Origin of the sequence: Oceanospirillum sp. (genome assembly GCF_048265165.1) — a bacterium.
Taxonomy (GTDB): domain Bacteria; phylum Pseudomonadota; class Gammaproteobacteria; order Pseudomonadales; family Halomonadaceae; genus Oceanospirillum.
Genome location: NZ_JBLXCD010000006.1, coordinates 140,114 through 154,327, shown reverse-complemented (window position 1 = coordinate 154,327; position 14,214 = coordinate 140,114). Strand labels below are relative to the sequence as shown.

The window sequence follows — 14,214 nt, the reverse complement described above, 5'->3', positions numbered from 1 at the left end:
CTCTGCAGCGGACGCCCTGGCGTCCGCTTGTGGTTGAGGCCTAATAAAATAGGCCTGCGGCCACCAGGATTAAGGTTTTAGAATGCAAAGCATGAGTCATCATGCAAGTTTGAGGATTAACGTATGAAAGTTGCCGTTGTCGGTAGCGGCCAATTGGCTCGCATGATGGCGTTGTCTGCCTGGCCTATGGGCATTCAGTTCAGCTATCTGGTGCAGCAAGGTGATTCCCTTGACCCTATCACCAGTCTTGGCGATGTGATCTACGATGAAGAGTATCCGGAAGCAGAAGCCCTTTACAAAGCGTTAGGCGAGCCGGACGTGATCACCGTTGAGAAAGAAGCGGTTGATACGGATCGTCTTAAAGCGCTGCAGGCGTTCTGCCCGGTTTATCCTGATCCGAAAATGCTGGAAACCTGCCGCCACCGCGGCCTGGAAAAAAGCTGGGTGAACGAACAGGGTGTTGATGTTGCGCCTTACCGTCGCACCGGCAACCGCCAGGAGATTCTGGCGGCACTGGACGCCATCGGCTATCCGGCGATTCTGAAAACCTGCACCGGCGGCTACGACGGCTACGGCCAGTGGCGCATCAAAAGTGCGGAAGACGCTGCCGCTCTGGATGAAGAGGTGTGCAATCTTGACTGTGTGCTGGAAGGTTTTGTTAACTTCAAGCGTGAAGTGTCCATGATCGCCGTTCGCAACGCCGAAGGTGAAAGCTGCTTCTACCCGCTGACCGAAAACCTGCACCGGGACGGCACCCTGCTGACCTCTAAGGCTCCGGCACCGAACCTGACACCGGAACTACAGCAGCAGGCGGAAGAGATCGCCAACAAACTACTGGCGGCATCCAACTATGTGGGCATTCTAGCCATTGAGTTCTTTGTTACCGACCTTGATGGCAAAGAGCATCTGGTGGTTAACGAGATGGCACCGCGCGTACACAACTCCGGTCACTGGACACAGCTGGGTTGCATCAGCAGCCAGTTCAACAACCACATTCGCGCCATCACTGGCCTACCGCTGGGTAATACTCAGGCGATGAAGATCACCGGCATGGTGAACCTGCTGGGTGTTGAAATGGACAACAGTGTTCTGGTCAACAGCGACCAGCAGCTGCACAGCTACGGCAAGAGCCTGCGCCCAGGCCGCAAGATGGGCCATATCAATCTGGTCGCGGACAGCTACCAAGATCTGGATGCCCAGATTAACGCCACACTGGAGAAGGTTTATCCGGAAGGGTAAGCCTTACGTGTCACTGCGTTAAGCAAAAAAACCGAACTCGATGAGTTCGGTTTTTTTATGGCTGTCTTCCGGCATCGATACCAGCGATTGTTAAGCCTTGGCATCAGTTTCTTCAGCGCCATCAACTTCATCAGCATCCGTCAGCCCCGGCAGATAAAAATCAAAATCATAGAAGTGCTGTTCGCCCTCTTCGATACGGATCTTCATGCAGCCTTTTAAGCCTTTCAGCTCACCGGTGGCGGAATCCGGTACCACTTCCAGAATCAGTTTATCGTAACCACGATCCATCAGCCCGAAATGCTGCAGTACAAAACTCCCGGTTTTCCCTTGCAGCGTACCGGTCACCTGCTCAATCGCCACATAACCCGCAGAGCCACGTGTGGGTGTCAGTGCACTTAACATTTCCCCTTTACTGACAGCAGCCAGCTCACCAAAAAACTGTTTATCAACGGACATACGCCCCAGCGCCATACCGTCCGCACTTTCTGACGTAATATCCAGAGGATTGAGGGCAACATTAAATTTTCCAGTGATCTGCATAACACTTAATCCTTAATCATTTCGCCTGATGCTCAGGACGGATCAATAGCGGTGATAAAATGAGACAACAGGATTATCCAAAGCACATACAAGTGCAAGAAAACTCCTCGATAAACCTTAACCTTTATAGGTCAGATCCCTCGCCTCATCACAGGTCAATCCACGCCCTCACCCATTGATAGACTTACTACTCAATTAATGCCATGCACAATAATCAAAAAGCTCTCCCTTTAGGTTACATGTAGATAAAAGTCAGATTTTGTTTGATTTCATCATCAACAACTTCTTGCATTAGTAAAGCGTCTCAGAGTACATTCTCTGTAAAGTTTTATTAAGTTCGACAACATTTAATGACATGACTGCGAAATCCGGGAGCGCTAAGAGCCGTATATGAAAATCAATGGACGGGAGATCGCTCCGGAGCATCCACCCTATCTCATCGCAGAAATGTCAAACAACCATACTTTAGATCTGGAAAAAGCGTTTGAGATGATTCGGCAGGCAAAATGCTGCGGTGCTGATGCCGTAAAAATCCAGACCTATACCGCAGACTCTCTAACCATTGATTGTGACAAACCGGATTTTCTGATTCCCGATCCTTTATGGCAAGGCAAAAGCTACTATGATCTCTACAGCGAGATCACAATGCCGCCATCCTGGAATAAACTGCTGTTTGAAAAAGCAGAGGAGATCGGGATCACTCTGTTCAGCTCCCCTTTTGACGAAGCCTCAGTCAATCTTCTGGAAGACCTGAACTGCCCAGCCTACAAAATTGCCTCTTTTGAAGCGAAAGACCACTATTTTCTGAAGCAGGTCGCCGCAACTGGCAAACCCATTATTATTTCAACTGGCATCTCCAGTCTTCAGGATATTGAAGAATCACTGGCCATACTTCGTGATGCAGGAGCCCAGGATATCGCCGTACTGCACTGCATCAGCAGCTACCCCAGTAAACCGGAAGATATGAATGTTTCAGTTGTTGGTGAACTAGCAAAACTGGGGGTGCCTGTTGGATTATCCGATCATTCTCTGGAGCAGATCGCCCCAGTACTGTCGGTTGCCTATGGCGCATCGGTTATTGAAAAACACTTTACATTGAGACGCTCTGACGGTGGTCCCGATGCCGCTTTCTCCATTGAACCTGACGAACTGAAAGAGCTGCGCCGACAAACAGATCTAGCCTGGAAAGCAGCCGGCAACCCAAAAGCCCTGAACGAAAAGCGCCCCGGAAGTCACCATGGCCGCTCTGTTTATGTGGTACAGGATATTCGTCAGGGTGAAACACTCTCCCCTGATAATGTCCGGGTTATCCGCCCCGCCTTCGGACTGGAGCCCCGGTATTATGAAGAGGTACTGGGTGCAAGCGCCAACAAAGACCTTGAACGCGGCACACCTTTAACGTTAGAGGATCTGATGTGATCCCTCTTAAAGCCTTGTTTCTTTACCTTTTCAGATCCGTCACCGGGTTCAGAAAAAATAAGTTTCACCCACTGGTCTGGATCAGCGGCGAACCTGAATTTGGCAACAATGTTTACATCTCAGGCTTCTCAGAGGTTTACGCCAAAGGAGCACGTGTCTCCATCGGCGATAACTGTGATATAGCCTCTTTTGTAGTGATCAACTGCGCGGATTCCCACCGAAAAGCCATTGGCCTTTCAGACACCATATCCCGCAAAGACATCACGATAGAACATAATGTCTTTATCGGCTCTCATGTGATGGTTAAAGGCGGCGCTCATATCGGTCATCATAGCGTCATTGCAGCCGGAACCATGGTTGATGCAGGGTATATTCAGCCTTACTCACTGGTTTGTGGCAATCCTATGGTTGTTAAAGCGGGCTACTATGCATCAGATTGCGCATAACCGACCAACACTGGGAAATGCTGAGGCTGAGGCGGCCCGTAACGTTATTGAGTCCGGTTGGGTCGCCCAGGGTCAGCAGACAGCAGAGTTTGAGCGCCAGCTGGCGACATACCACGGTCTGCCCCCTGAGCACGTGGTCGCAGTCTCCTCAGGCAGCGCCGCCCTTTTTGCAGCTCTGACTCTTCTTCGGGCCAAAGGACGCAGAGTTGCATTGCCGGTATACGCCTGCAGCAGTCTGGAAAATGCTGTGCAGCTTGCCGGTGCTACCCCGGTTTATCTGGATGTTCACCCAGGAACCACCGAGCTCAACTTTGACGATGCTGAAACCTTTGATCTGCTGATCCATCCACACCTTTTTGGCCTACCAACCCGGATACCGGATCGGTACAAAAACATCACCATTGAAGACTGCGCCCAGGCATTAGGAGCAACGCTGGATGGCCACCCGGTTGGCCGTCAGACCCCAGTATCCATATTCTCATTTTATGCCACCAAGCTTATGACCAGCGGCGGACAGGGTGGCGCGGTCATGTGTGCTGACCGCTTAATGGCAGACAAGCTGAGGGACTTTATCGATTTCGATACCAGGTCGGATGCACAACTGCGTTTTAACTTTCAGATGACCGACCTGCAGGCCGCGATTGGACGGGTACAACTAAAACGCCTTTTCAGCGAATTTACCGAGCAACGGGAACATATATTCACCCGCTACAAGCAGCTGGGGTTGCCGCTTCTGGAGCCTAGGGAAACAGGCGTAAAGGCCGTTCGGTTTCGCGCCATTATCACCCTAGATGCCCCCGACACGGTCACGGCACTGCAGCGCCATCTGCACCGGCATAATACAGATTCGATTATTCCAATAGAAGCCCAGGAAGTGCTTGGCAGACACACAAAGAAAGCGTTCCCGGGGGCTGATTACAATACAAAGCACATGCTGTCTGTTCCTTGTTATCCGTCAATGAGTACTGCTGAACTTGACGCGGTCTGCAGCGCGATAAAGGTCTTTTAACGATGATCGTCTCGATTAATCAGCCGGCATATTTACCTTGGCTGGGTTACTTTGAAAGAATCCTGTTATCCGATATGCATATTGTTCTAGATGATGTGCAGTTTGAAAAAAACAGCATGACAAACCGCAATAAGGTCTTGATGAACGGACAGGTGGTCACTCTGACCATACCGGTAAAAACCAGCGGTCGTTTCGGTAACCTGTCAATTAAAGATGTGGAAATAGACTACAGCCGCAACTGGATTAAAAAACATCGCAATACCATCAGCCAGGCTTATGCGAAGACACCTTTTTATGCTGAATTTATGCCGGTTCTGGATGGTTTTTTCAACACAGCAGATCAGTTTAAGTTTCTGGGTCAGCTCATCAGAAAAAACACAGAAACTCTGCTCGATTACTTAGAAATCAACAGGAACATCACGTATGCCTCTGGAATTCACTACCAGGGTAAAAAAAGTGACCTGGTCCTGGATCTATGCCAGAAATTTAGCGCCGATACTTATATTTCAGGCCCGTTTGGCAGAGATTACCTCGATATAAACAGCTTCAGAGAAAACAATATCGATGTGCTATTCCATGATTACCAGCACCCGGAATATCCACAAAATTCGGCTCATTTTATCTCGCATTTATCTATTCTGGATCTGATTTTTAACTGCGGTAAAGACGCTGTCCGCTATCTGGCCAAAAAAGATACTTCAGTGACAAACCAACTGACAAACCAACTGACAAATACAAAGGAATAATAATGGGATTTTCTAATGAGTGGGAACAACAATACGCATCAAGTAATCACCTGAGCCGCTGGCCCTGGTCAGATCTTGTCTCCTATGTCATGCGACATGCCCGTCCAACCGGCAGTGGCTTTAAAGTGCTTGAAGTTGGCTGCGGTGCCGGTGCCAATATCCCTTTTTTCCTGAGTCTGGGCGTTGACTATACAGCTGTTGATGGCAGTGCAAGCACCATCAACAATCTGAAACAGGCCTATCCTGAACTGCAGGATGCACTGCACGTGATGGATTTTTCAAAAGAACTGCCGGCAGGTAAGTTTGACCTGATTATTGATCGGGGTGCGATTACCCATAATGATACAAAAGGCATCACTTCGACAATTGCCAATATCTATGCAGCATTAACTGACCAGGGTAAATTTATCGGTATCGACTGGTTTTCAACCCGTTACTCAGACTTCAATAACGCCGACGCCTGCATTGAGCAAGTTGACGAATGGACGCGCACCTTTAACTCTAAAAGCCGCTCCTTTGCCAATCTGGGCAATGTTCACTTTTCTGACAAAGCTCACCTGGAAGCACTCTTTTCCGATTTCACACTCAGTAATCTGCAACACAAGATCATTGAAGATGGGACTGGCTGGGAGCTTGCCTCCTACAACTTTGTAGCTGACAAGAAATGAAAAAAATCTTAATCGTTGCGGCACATACAGACGATGAAGCGATAGGCTGTGGCGGCACCATTGCGCGCCACGTTGCCTCTGGTAATGAAGTGCACCTGTTGTTTATGACTGACGGTGTAAGTGCCCGGGGTGTTCAGAGTGACGCCGCTAAAATCAGACTTGCATCGGCCAAAAAAGCAGCAAAAATACTGGGGACTCACTCCTCAAAAAACCTGTGTTTCCCGGATAATCAGATGGACGCAGTGCCCTTGCTCAGCATCGTCAAGGAGATTGAGCAAGTTATCTCGGAGTTAAAACCTGACATCATCTATACGCACCATACCAGTGATCTCAATATTGACCATAGGATCACCAACCAGGCGGCCTTGACAGCCTGCCGTCCGCAGCCTGGCCTGAGCGTCAAAGAGATCTATACTTTTGAAGTGCTTTCCAGTACCGATTGGCAGCCGTCAGATCTGACACCGTTTACCCCTAACTTATATGTCGACATTTCAGACTATCTGGCACAAAAAAGGGAAGCTCTGGAGGCTTACGACTGCGAAATACACCCAACACCGCACAGTAGAAGCTATGAGCATATAGAGATTCTGGCAAAGCACCGAGGGTACAGCGTGGGGCTCCAGGCTGCCGAAGCTTTTATACAGCTACGCAGGCTTGATACTGACTCCTGAGCGATTTGCGCCCCATTGAAGACCTATCAGGCCTGCTGTTCAGGCTAACGACCTGGCGTTTTCCTGCCTTTGACAGCAGCCCCCTTACCACCACTTTTCCCGGACGACCTTCCTTTAACCGCACCTTTGCCCTTGCCTTTAGCAGCCGCAGCTGCTGCGCGGGCGGCTACTTTACCGGATAATTTACCGCCTTTAACAGCCCCTTTGCCGGTAGTCGGTTTTACCGGTGGGCGTTTACCTTTAGTCGCTGTCGCCGCTTTTTTCCGGCCATTAGCTTCAGTGCGACCGGCAACCTCGGAACGGCGCGCTGCCGAGGAGCTCCGAGCGGGACGCTTATCCTCTGCGACGCTACCCTGACTTCCGACTTTTTTGTTTCGAGCTCCTTGAGTTCGTCGCCCTTTCGGAGCTTCAGAGCTGGAGTCTTCAACAGATTTCAGCAGGGTATGCAGTTCATCTTCTGTCAGATCGCGCCAGTCACCCACCGGCAGACCTTTCAGGCCAACATTCATAATGCGTACCCGCTCAAGGCGCACCACATCATATCCAAAATATTCACACATGCGGCGAATCTGTCGGTTCAACCCCTGAACCAGTGTCATACGAATCAGGTTAGGGCCTTCTTTAACCACCGGACATTTTTTCGTCACGGTACCCAAAATCGGCACGCCGTTCGCCAGGCCCTGAACAGCTTCATCACTGATCGGACGGTTAACCGTCACCAAATACTCTTTCTCGTGATTATTACCGGCCCGAAGTACCTTATTAACCAGATCACCATTATTGGTGAGAAAAATCAGCCCCTGGGAATCTTTATCCAATCGACCGATGGGGAAAATCCGGTGGCTGTGGCCCACAAAATCAACAATATTGTCTTTTTCAGAATGTTCTGTGGTACTGACGATACCCACCGGTTTATTCAGAGCGATAAAGATGAAATCATCATGCTCCGGTCGCTCAATCAGTTGGCCATTCACTCTGACCTCATCGCCATGCGCCACGCGATCCCCCACTTGAGCACGCTTACCATTGATATAAACATTACCCTGCTCGATATAACGATCGGCATCACGACGGGAGCAGATACCACTTTCACTGATGTATTTATTGAGGCGGGTGGTGGTGTTTGGCAGCATACAGACTCATCTTAAAACGGTGGCAAAAACAGGCTCTGACCATCGGTTTGATCGAAAAACAGAGCCGGGTCGAAGACCGGTAAGGATATAGAAAAGGCGGCAAAAAGTCAGTGTACCGGAACAGATTAACGTCACTTATACCCTTTATCTGTGTTTGTATTGGGTCGGGCAGTAGCCTCTGGAAACACCCGCAGGACGCAACTGAAGATGCTTGGTTCGGCGACCACTGACCCGCTTGCGCCATAACCGGAAGCTTTTCGGTTTCAGGCTCTGCTGCATCAGCCGGATCACGGCTTTTTCCTGTAAGCCAAACTGGTTTTCGATGGCCTCAAAGGGTGTTCTGTCCTCCCAGGCCATCTCGATAACGCGGGAGTATTCATCCGGGGTAAAAATCATCCGTATCACCTTCTCAAACAATAGATCAGTTTATACGGAAAACTCCCACATAAGGTTTATCTCACGGCAAACCTGAACATCAGAAGTCGGGCGGCAATGAGTATCAGAGCAAGCTACAGGCAGCCATTCGCCAGCAGATCATTTAGCCCTGCCGTCATATCAAGGGCGAAACAGACAGGAATAAAAGTCAGCATTATCAGGCGCTCCTTTTGTACCAGAGAGCTTACGACTGCAAAGCCTGATCAGGAAGTTAACGCCCGCGCCTTCTCAGTCTCAGCACAAACGTAAGCCCATGACGTGTTGCCGGAGTGAAAGACAGTGGCCACACGAACATACTCATCCACTTCGTAACCATCTGCCTGAGCCAGTTCTTCCACTGTAATTTCAAAAACGGTGCCTTCCACCTGATCTTCAGAGTTGCCGGTATATTTCAGAATCGGATGAAATGCCTTGCCACTGGTAGCAACAACGGCCTCATCGCTGATTCGCACCTCAGATAAGGCATAACCGATCAGTGTATCTTTTTCACCGCTCAGCAAACGGCCAAAAGTCTCTTGCTGAACCTGATCCAACTGTAATGTGCCGTAGGAGAATAAACGTTCCATTATTTGATTCCTGATATAACAATGTATAAAAATGAAACCTGAGAGAGCTAATCCCCCAGCCTGATTCATCTGGCCAGCAGGATAAAGCCAACAAAGTGCAGGTATCTTACGAATAATTCATCCATAGTGTTTCCTTTTCTGGAGATTCGTCTGGGGATTGTAAGATACCCAGAGTCCGCCTATTTTAAAACAGGCTATTTTGTGAGGTTAATGCTCATCTCCGGCATAGACCCACATCGGCTCGGTTTTACCCGCTCGCTCAAAACCCAAAGCCTTGTAGAAAGCCACCGCATCGCCATCGGCAGTCAGCATCTGCTGATGAAAACCGGCATAAACTGATTGCATCGTCTGCATCATCTTGCTGCCGATTCCTGCGCCCTGATGATCCGGGTGTACCAGCATATGCGGGTAATACACCACCAGATGACCATCGGAAATCGCATTGCCAATACCCACTAACTTGCCGCTTATTCGGGCAGTCACCAGAGTGTGCGAGTTTTTAAGTGCGGGAATCAGCTGATCCGGCTTCTCTGCGGAAGACCAACCATTCGACCGATAAAGTTCGATCACTTCTGATGCTTCAATCGGCCCGTTGAGAGTTATTTCAATGTCCATTTCTGTCCCTTGATAAAGTGGTTTCTTTCATAAATGAGGAAACGCAGGGAGATCCTGCTGTAACCCACATCCGCTACCACTGTACGGGGTATGGATCCGGGGTTTCAATCGCTTTCTACAATTCGTCATGATCCCATGTTAAGTTGTTAACGTACTGATTTACTGCGGTTTCAACTGAGTTTTAAAGGGTTGAGAATGGAAAAGCTGATCGATAATCTCTATGAAAAACTCGCAAATGTGGAAGATGCCCGTGCCTGCAAGGACATTACCCCGGAGGCTTGTCGGGAAGTACCCGGTAATTTCACCAAAACCCTTTCCAGTCAGTTTCTGACCAAGCTGGGTGATGCCTTTGCCAACCCCAAGGTCGTACTGCCTGCCCTTATGAGTATGGCAGGAGCCCCTTTTTACCTGATCGGTTTTCTGGTGCCCATACGGGAGTCAGGGTCGCTGATCCCTCAGCTTCTGATCGCCAGTTATGTGCGGAAGATGGCGATCCGAAAAACCGCCTGGGTACTGGGTTCCATTATTCAGGCGCTCTGCATGTTCGCCATCGCCCTGAGCCTTTTCTATCTGACCGGGGAGCAGGCCGGTTGGTCAGTGATCGCTTTACTGGTGATATTCAGTCTCGCCCGCGGCTTATGCTCTGTCGCATCCAAGGATGTAACCGGTAAGACGATTCCCAAACCCAGGCGAGGACGCTTAAGTGGCCTGGCGGCCAGTATGGCAGGTGGTATTACTCTAATTGTTGGTGGAGTACTTTACTTTAAAGGCCATTCTGAACACACAGAAAATGACTTACTGTTTTACGCTACCTTTATCGGTATAGGCGGAACGCTTTGGCTGCTGGCTGCTCTGCTATTTTCCCGAGTCAGGGAGGAGCCCGGTGAGACCGATGGAGGTAAGAATGGCTTTCTTCATGCGCTAGAGAAACTTAGCCTGCTGAAAACTGACAAAAACTTCCGGCACTTTGTTCTGACCCGCTCCCTGCTATTGTGCACCGCGTTGTCGGCCCCTTACTATGTAATCCTTTCAGGAGAGTACCAGTCAGTGACTCTGGCTCTGGGTATTTTTGTGATAACCAGCGGCCTTGCAGGACTATTATCCGGCCCATTTTGGGGGTTGTTCGCTGACAACTCCAGCCGCCAGGTGATGATAGCAGCAGCGCTCATTGCGGCAACACTTGGCATCAGTGTGAACGCCATCGCGCTCTGGCTACCGGAGCTTATGTCCAGTATCTGGTTACTGCCATTAGACTACTTCATACTGACCATCGCCCATGAGGGAGTTAGGATCGGGCGAAAAACTTACCTGGTAAATATGGCCACGGGCAATCAGCGGACAGACTACGTCTCCGTTAGCAATACCTGTATCGGTGTTGTTCTGTTGCTGGTCGGTTTCGGCAGTGCATTGAGTGGCTTTAGCGCACTAAACCTGATTTTCGCATTATCCGCTTTGGGGGTACTCGGTGCCGTAATGGCCTATGTATTGCCCGAAGTAGAACACTAAAGCCAAAGCGCCAAAGCGGTAAGAGCTATGGCGCTAATGGGCATTAAAAACGGCGGTGAAAGAATCGATTAATCGCAATCTTTACGAAATGCCTTATGGCCATCTTTGGTGTGTTGCTTGATCTGAGCCAATGCAGGTTTGATAGCGCTGGTATCACCTCCAGCTTCCTGTAGCTGCTGCAATAGTTCAAGCAGTTCATCCATACCTTCCTGATAACGCTGAATATCGACAGATGCCACTGACTGGCCTTCATACTTCATCGGAATCAGTTTCTTCGCCTGTTTTGAATCATTAAGCAAACCATTCAGATGCTGCTGCATCGCTGCCTGGTCTGATTGTTTGAAACTGCTGACATAGTCTTTAAGTTCCTGTTTCATCGACTTCATCAGATCCCCCAGTTCACTGTCTTCACAATGAGCCGCGTGGGCAAACGTTTCAGTACTGGTTAACAGCATTAGACTGACGCTGGCAGCAAAAATAAGCTTTCGCATCTCTTTAATCACGCTAAATCTCCTGGATCTATTATATCTATCCGCATATTACACTTAAAATAACGACCCCAACCGAAGAAATCAATCAGGAAAATAATTCATAATCAAGCTAAATATTGAAATTGATATTCAGTGCAACTCAGAAAGAGCGTATGAAAAATTCGCTTTTATTTTTTTTGCCGCTATTATCGTCCCTCATATTAAAAAAGCCTGAAATACCCTACCCTTTGTAGGCGAATTATCTACTTATACTATAACTACAGAGAATCTCTGAGCATGAAACGTTCACCAGCAGAAGTACTGAAAACACCAAAAGTACTGAAGGCATCCGCAGCATCGAACGTTTCAAAAGCGCCACATCTGTCCGAGGCCGGAAATTCAAGCAGTGACCAGCCGCCAGTCTGCAGGCATCGCCAGCAGCACCTGACTCTTAAGCGCCTGATTCTCCTGCTGGCACTTTCCTCTGCAACAGTCATATTACTCAATAGTTTTTATGCCAGCTATCAGGTACAGAAAGAGCAGCTGATTCAGCACGAGCTGGACAGTAATTTTGCCTATGCCACAAAGCTTGCCGCCACTACAAATAACTTCCTGCGTTCAGCTCAACAACAACTGGCTTATGCTGCTAGTGAGCTGCAATACAGGATGGATGATCATGGCTATCTGTTAAGGCAGGCTGACCGCCTGCGTCTGCAGACAGACAGTTTTAACTCTGTGGTGATCACAGGTGTAAATGGTACGGTACTGGCCACATCACCGAATACACTGGAGATTATAGGTGAGAAGCTGAGGTCTGAAGGGGCCATTGAGGCTCTGAAAAAGCAAACCCCTCTGATCAGCGCGCCTTATATCTCGGCAACAGGACGATTACTGGTTTTTATTTCTCAGCCACTGTTTGATCGCCAAGGCCAGTATATTGGCTATATCGGGGGTTCACTCTACCTGAAAGAGCGCAGTATTCTTAACGATATGCTCGGCACTCACTATTACAAAGATGGCTCTTACCTCTATGTGGTCGATAAGAATCAGCGCCTGATCTATCACCCCAATAAAAGCCGTGTTGGGGAAGTCGTTAAAGGCAATCAGGTCATTAACCTGGTTTTGACGGGTCAGGGTGGTGCACTAAATATTGTTAACACTCAGGGTACCGAGATGCTGGCAGGCTTTGCACCGGTTGCTATCTCCCAGTGGGGCATCGTTGCTCAACGTCCTCTAAAAGCAACGTTAGACTCTCTGAACGACCTGGTCGCTCAGGTACTTTATCGGTCACTCCCTATCACTATCATCACCTTTTTAGCAATTTGGCTACTGGCGAGAATGATTGCCCGACCACTGAAACAATTGGCCGATACAGCCCGCACCATGGACCAGCCACAAACCCATGAGCGACTACACCTAATTCGCTCCTGGTACTTTGAAAGCGGTGAACTTAAACATGCGATGGAAAAAGGCTTTAGCCTTCTGCAGCAACAGATAGGTCAGCTGCGGCATGCTGCTTCAACAGACCCTCTGACAGGTGTTTATAATCGGCGCAGCCTGGATATTTTTCTGTCCCAGCTAAAAGCTGATCATACCGAATTCACTGTTCTGGCTCTGGATATTGATCACTTTAAACAGGTTAATGACCGCTTCGGTCATGAAGCCGGTGACAAAGCCCTGACCAGCCTGACACAGAAGATGTCTGAACTATCCCGGGATGACGATATTATCGCCCGCACCGGAGGAGAAGAGTTTGTGCTTGTATTACCGGCGACCCCACAGAAGCACGCCCTGGCGATTGCAGAACGCCTGAGAATCAGTGTAGCGCAGATGCAAATTGATATTGTTGGTTCAATCAAAGTTTCGGTGGGGATTGCCAGTTCCCATGAAAATATCTACACCCCGAAACAGGTATTGAAGCAGGCAGATCAGGCCCTCTATCAGGCAAAGCACCAGGGACGTAATCGCTGCGTAGTGTACCGGGAACCCTCATACGAAAAGACCTGCAACGCTGAGGAAAGCCGTACACCACAATCACAGACTGAGCACACGACCACAGAAGAAGCCTGACCAGCGATGGCTAACTTCACTTTGACGATGACATCAGAGAAAAAGGGGCTTCCCGTAACATCCGCTCCTGGGTAAAAAACAAGGTGACTGTACCCAACTCCAAACCCCATTTTTTGATAACAGCCCGATTAACAATCACCTTTCCGGGCTGCAAAAACATCCAGTCATCAAATTTAACCCGCCATGTATCGTCACCGACAGGTAAGTCCATGGTATAAACCCAATTGAGCGCATTGCCACGAACCTGCCCCTTGGCCTCACCGACAATATCACCAAAGACACCAGTATAGTGACCATCCTCCCGCTTAGTAATAATCCAGGTACGCTTGTCTTCCTCACCATCGTCATAAAGGAAGTACTCCTCCAGCGTCAGTGTTTCACCGTCCCAGTGACCATCAATCTCAACCTGAAACTGTCGACGAACAGAGCCAAACCTATCCTCAAAAATACCCCAGGCATATGTTTTACCCCGGAAATAATCCTCCAGTACTAACTGGGGGGCTTTATCTGAAAAATCTTCAATCTTCATAGAGCTACACCCCACCAGCACAAACAATGTCCATAACAACAGGATATATCGCATACCCTTTTCTCTCCTTTCCCGGAATTAAGATCTATTGCCAGACTTATACGCTGGAAAGCTCAGGGCAGATCGTTTTAGCCCTCAGATTACCTGCGACA

Annotated in this window: 16 protein-coding genes; 9 read left to right on the top strand and 7 right to left on the bottom strand. The window is 49.0% G+C overall.

Translation table 11 applies throughout. The annotated features are described in order from the left end of the window. The first annotated feature begins 123 nt into the window (after positions 1-123). Entirely contained in the window at positions 124-1,239 is a 1,116-nt protein-coding gene (locus tag ACN0R8_RS12700) for a 5-(carboxyamino)imidazole ribonucleotide synthase (protein ID WP_417597966.1), read from the top strand. Between the two features lie 90 nt (positions 1,240-1,329). On the opposite strand, the gene ACN0R8_RS12695 is transcribed toward ACN0R8_RS12700, so the two are convergent. Continuing rightward, complete coding sequence (locus ACN0R8_RS12695) at positions 1,330-1,779, bottom strand: DUF3224 domain-containing protein (RefSeq protein ID WP_417597964.1); 450 nt, start codon at positions 1,777-1,779, stop codon at positions 1,330-1,332. Between the two features lie 390 nt (positions 1,780-2,169). On the opposite strand from ACN0R8_RS12695, the gene pseI reads away from it, so the two are divergent. The 6 genes from pseI to ACN0R8_RS12665 are packed head-to-tail and all read left to right on the top strand — an operon-like array spanning position 2,170 to position 6,738. Then, on the top strand, positions 2,170-3,198 hold the full coding sequence (gene pseI, locus ACN0R8_RS12690) for a pseudaminic acid synthase (RefSeq protein ID WP_417597962.1): 1,029 nt from the start codon (positions 2,170-2,172) through the stop codon (positions 3,196-3,198). Beyond that, the gene (locus tag ACN0R8_RS12685; protein WP_417597960.1) at positions 3,195-3,644 is read left to right on the top strand and encodes an acyltransferase; all 450 of its coding nucleotides are present in this window, start codon (positions 3,195-3,197) and stop codon (positions 3,642-3,644) included. The genes pseI and ACN0R8_RS12685 overlap by 4 nt, the downstream gene beginning before the upstream one ends. Then, complete coding sequence (locus tag ACN0R8_RS12680) at positions 3,625-4,653, top strand: DegT/DnrJ/EryC1/StrS family aminotransferase (protein WP_417597958.1); 1,029 nt, start codon at positions 3,625-3,627, stop codon at positions 4,651-4,653. The genes ACN0R8_RS12685 and ACN0R8_RS12680 overlap by 20 nt, the downstream gene beginning before the upstream one ends. Before the next feature lie 2 nt (positions 4,654-4,655). Next, the gene (locus tag ACN0R8_RS12675) at positions 4,656-5,399 is read left to right on the top strand and encodes a WbqC family protein (RefSeq protein ID WP_417597956.1); all 744 of its coding nucleotides are present in this window, start codon (positions 4,656-4,658) and stop codon (positions 5,397-5,399) included. 2 nt (positions 5,400-5,401) lie between these two features. Next, positions 5,402-6,067: a class I SAM-dependent methyltransferase gene (locus ACN0R8_RS12670; protein ID WP_417597953.1), complete on the top strand. Its 666-nt coding sequence runs from the start codon at positions 5,402-5,404 to the stop codon at positions 6,065-6,067. Further along, positions 6,064-6,738, top strand: coding sequence for a PIG-L deacetylase family protein (locus ACN0R8_RS12665; protein WP_417597951.1), 675 nt, complete (start codon positions 6,064-6,066; stop codon positions 6,736-6,738). The genes ACN0R8_RS12670 and ACN0R8_RS12665 overlap by 4 nt, the downstream gene beginning before the upstream one ends. Positions 6,739-6,782: 44 nt before the next feature. Here ACN0R8_RS12665 and rluF read toward each other — a convergent pair whose 3' ends face one another. The 4 genes from rluF to ACN0R8_RS12645 form a co-directional block, all read right to left on the bottom strand. Continuing rightward, positions 6,783-7,871 (bottom strand): 23S rRNA pseudouridine(2604) synthase RluF, encoded by a 1,089-nt coding sequence (gene rluF / locus ACN0R8_RS12660; RefSeq protein ID WP_417597949.1) that lies wholly within the window; start codon positions 7,869-7,871, stop codon positions 6,783-6,785. 144 nt (positions 7,872-8,015) lie between these two features. Beyond that, the gene (locus ACN0R8_RS12655; RefSeq protein WP_417597947.1) at positions 8,016-8,267 is read right to left on the bottom strand and encodes a TIGR03643 family protein; all 252 of its coding nucleotides are present in this window, start codon (positions 8,265-8,267) and stop codon (positions 8,016-8,018) included. 242 nt (positions 8,268-8,509) lie between these two features. After that, positions 8,510-8,872 carry a gamma-glutamylcyclotransferase family protein gene (locus ACN0R8_RS12650; protein ID WP_417597945.1) on the bottom strand — a complete coding sequence of 121 codons (363 nt, stop codon included), beginning with the start codon at positions 8,870-8,872 and terminating at the stop codon, positions 8,510-8,512. A 207-nt stretch (positions 8,873-9,079) separates the two neighbouring features. Further along, on the bottom strand, positions 9,080-9,487 hold the full coding sequence (locus tag ACN0R8_RS12645; RefSeq protein ID WP_417597943.1) for a GNAT family N-acetyltransferase: 408 nt from the start codon (positions 9,485-9,487) through the stop codon (positions 9,080-9,082). Between the two features lie 195 nt (positions 9,488-9,682). Here ACN0R8_RS12645 and ACN0R8_RS12640 point away from each other — a divergent pair, with 195 nt between their 5' ends. Then, a complete protein-coding gene (locus ACN0R8_RS12640; protein WP_417597941.1) occupies positions 9,683-10,993 on the top strand; it encodes an MFS transporter in 1,311 nt (436 codons plus the stop codon). Between the two features lie 68 nt (positions 10,994-11,061). On the opposite strand, the gene ACN0R8_RS12635 is transcribed toward ACN0R8_RS12640, so the two are convergent. Next, positions 11,062-11,496 carry a cytochrome b562 gene (locus ACN0R8_RS12635; protein ID WP_417597939.1) on the bottom strand — a complete coding sequence of 145 codons (435 nt, stop codon included), beginning with the start codon at positions 11,494-11,496 and terminating at the stop codon, positions 11,062-11,064. 264 nt (positions 11,497-11,760) lie between these two features. Between ACN0R8_RS12635 and ACN0R8_RS12630 the strand changes: the two genes are divergently transcribed. After that, on the top strand, positions 11,761-13,533 hold the full coding sequence (locus ACN0R8_RS12630; RefSeq protein ID WP_417597937.1) for a diguanylate cyclase: 1,773 nt from the start codon (positions 11,761-11,763) through the stop codon (positions 13,531-13,533). Between the two features lie 16 nt (positions 13,534-13,549). Here ACN0R8_RS12630 and ACN0R8_RS12625 read toward each other — a convergent pair whose 3' ends face one another. Beyond that, on the bottom strand, positions 13,550-14,116 hold the full coding sequence (locus ACN0R8_RS12625; protein WP_417597935.1) for a DUF3833 domain-containing protein: 567 nt from the start codon (positions 14,114-14,116) through the stop codon (positions 13,550-13,552). Positions 14,117-14,214 lie beyond the last annotated feature (98 nt).

What these genes read in the sequence shown, in the direction of transcription:
- ACN0R8_RS12700 (WP_417597966.1), top strand. Translation starts at nt 124, where the DNA reads ATGAAAGTTGCCGTTGTCGGTAGCGGCCAATTGGCTCGCATGATGGCG.
- ACN0R8_RS12695 (WP_417597964.1), bottom strand. Translation starts at nt 1,779, where the DNA reads ATGCAGATCACTGGAAAATTTAATGTTGCCCTCAATCCTCTGGATATT.
- pseI (WP_417597962.1), top strand. Translation starts at nt 2,170, where the DNA reads ATGAAAATCAATGGACGGGAGATCGCTCCGGAGCATCCACCCTATCTC.
- ACN0R8_RS12680 (WP_417597958.1), top strand. Translation starts at nt 3,625, where the DNA reads ATGCATCAGATTGCGCATAACCGACCAACACTGGGAAATGCTGAGGCT.
- ACN0R8_RS12675 (WP_417597956.1), top strand. Translation starts at nt 4,656, where the DNA reads ATGATCGTCTCGATTAATCAGCCGGCATATTTACCTTGGCTGGGTTAC.
- ACN0R8_RS12670 (WP_417597953.1), top strand. Translation starts at nt 5,402, where the DNA reads ATGGGATTTTCTAATGAGTGGGAACAACAATACGCATCAAGTAATCAC.
- ACN0R8_RS12665 (WP_417597951.1), top strand. Translation starts at nt 6,064, where the DNA reads ATGAAAAAAATCTTAATCGTTGCGGCACATACAGACGATGAAGCGATA.
- rluF (WP_417597949.1), bottom strand. Translation starts at nt 7,871, where the DNA reads ATGCTGCCAAACACCACCACCCGCCTCAATAAATACATCAGTGAAAGT.
- ACN0R8_RS12655 (WP_417597947.1), bottom strand. Translation starts at nt 8,267, where the DNA reads ATGATTTTTACCCCGGATGAATACTCCCGCGTTATCGAGATGGCCTGG.
- ACN0R8_RS12650 (WP_417597945.1), bottom strand. Translation starts at nt 8,872, where the DNA reads ATGGAACGTTTATTCTCCTACGGCACATTACAGTTGGATCAGGTTCAG.
- ACN0R8_RS12645 (WP_417597943.1), bottom strand. Translation starts at nt 9,487, where the DNA reads ATGGACATTGAAATAACTCTCAACGGGCCGATTGAAGCATCAGAAGTG.
- ACN0R8_RS12640 (WP_417597941.1), top strand. Translation starts at nt 9,683, where the DNA reads ATGGAAAAGCTGATCGATAATCTCTATGAAAAACTCGCAAATGTGGAA.
- ACN0R8_RS12630 (WP_417597937.1), top strand. Translation starts at nt 11,761, where the DNA reads ATGAAACGTTCACCAGCAGAAGTACTGAAAACACCAAAAGTACTGAAG.
- ACN0R8_RS12625 (WP_417597935.1), bottom strand. Translation starts at nt 14,116, where the DNA reads ATGCGATATATCCTGTTGTTATGGACATTGTTTGTGCTGGTGGGGTGT.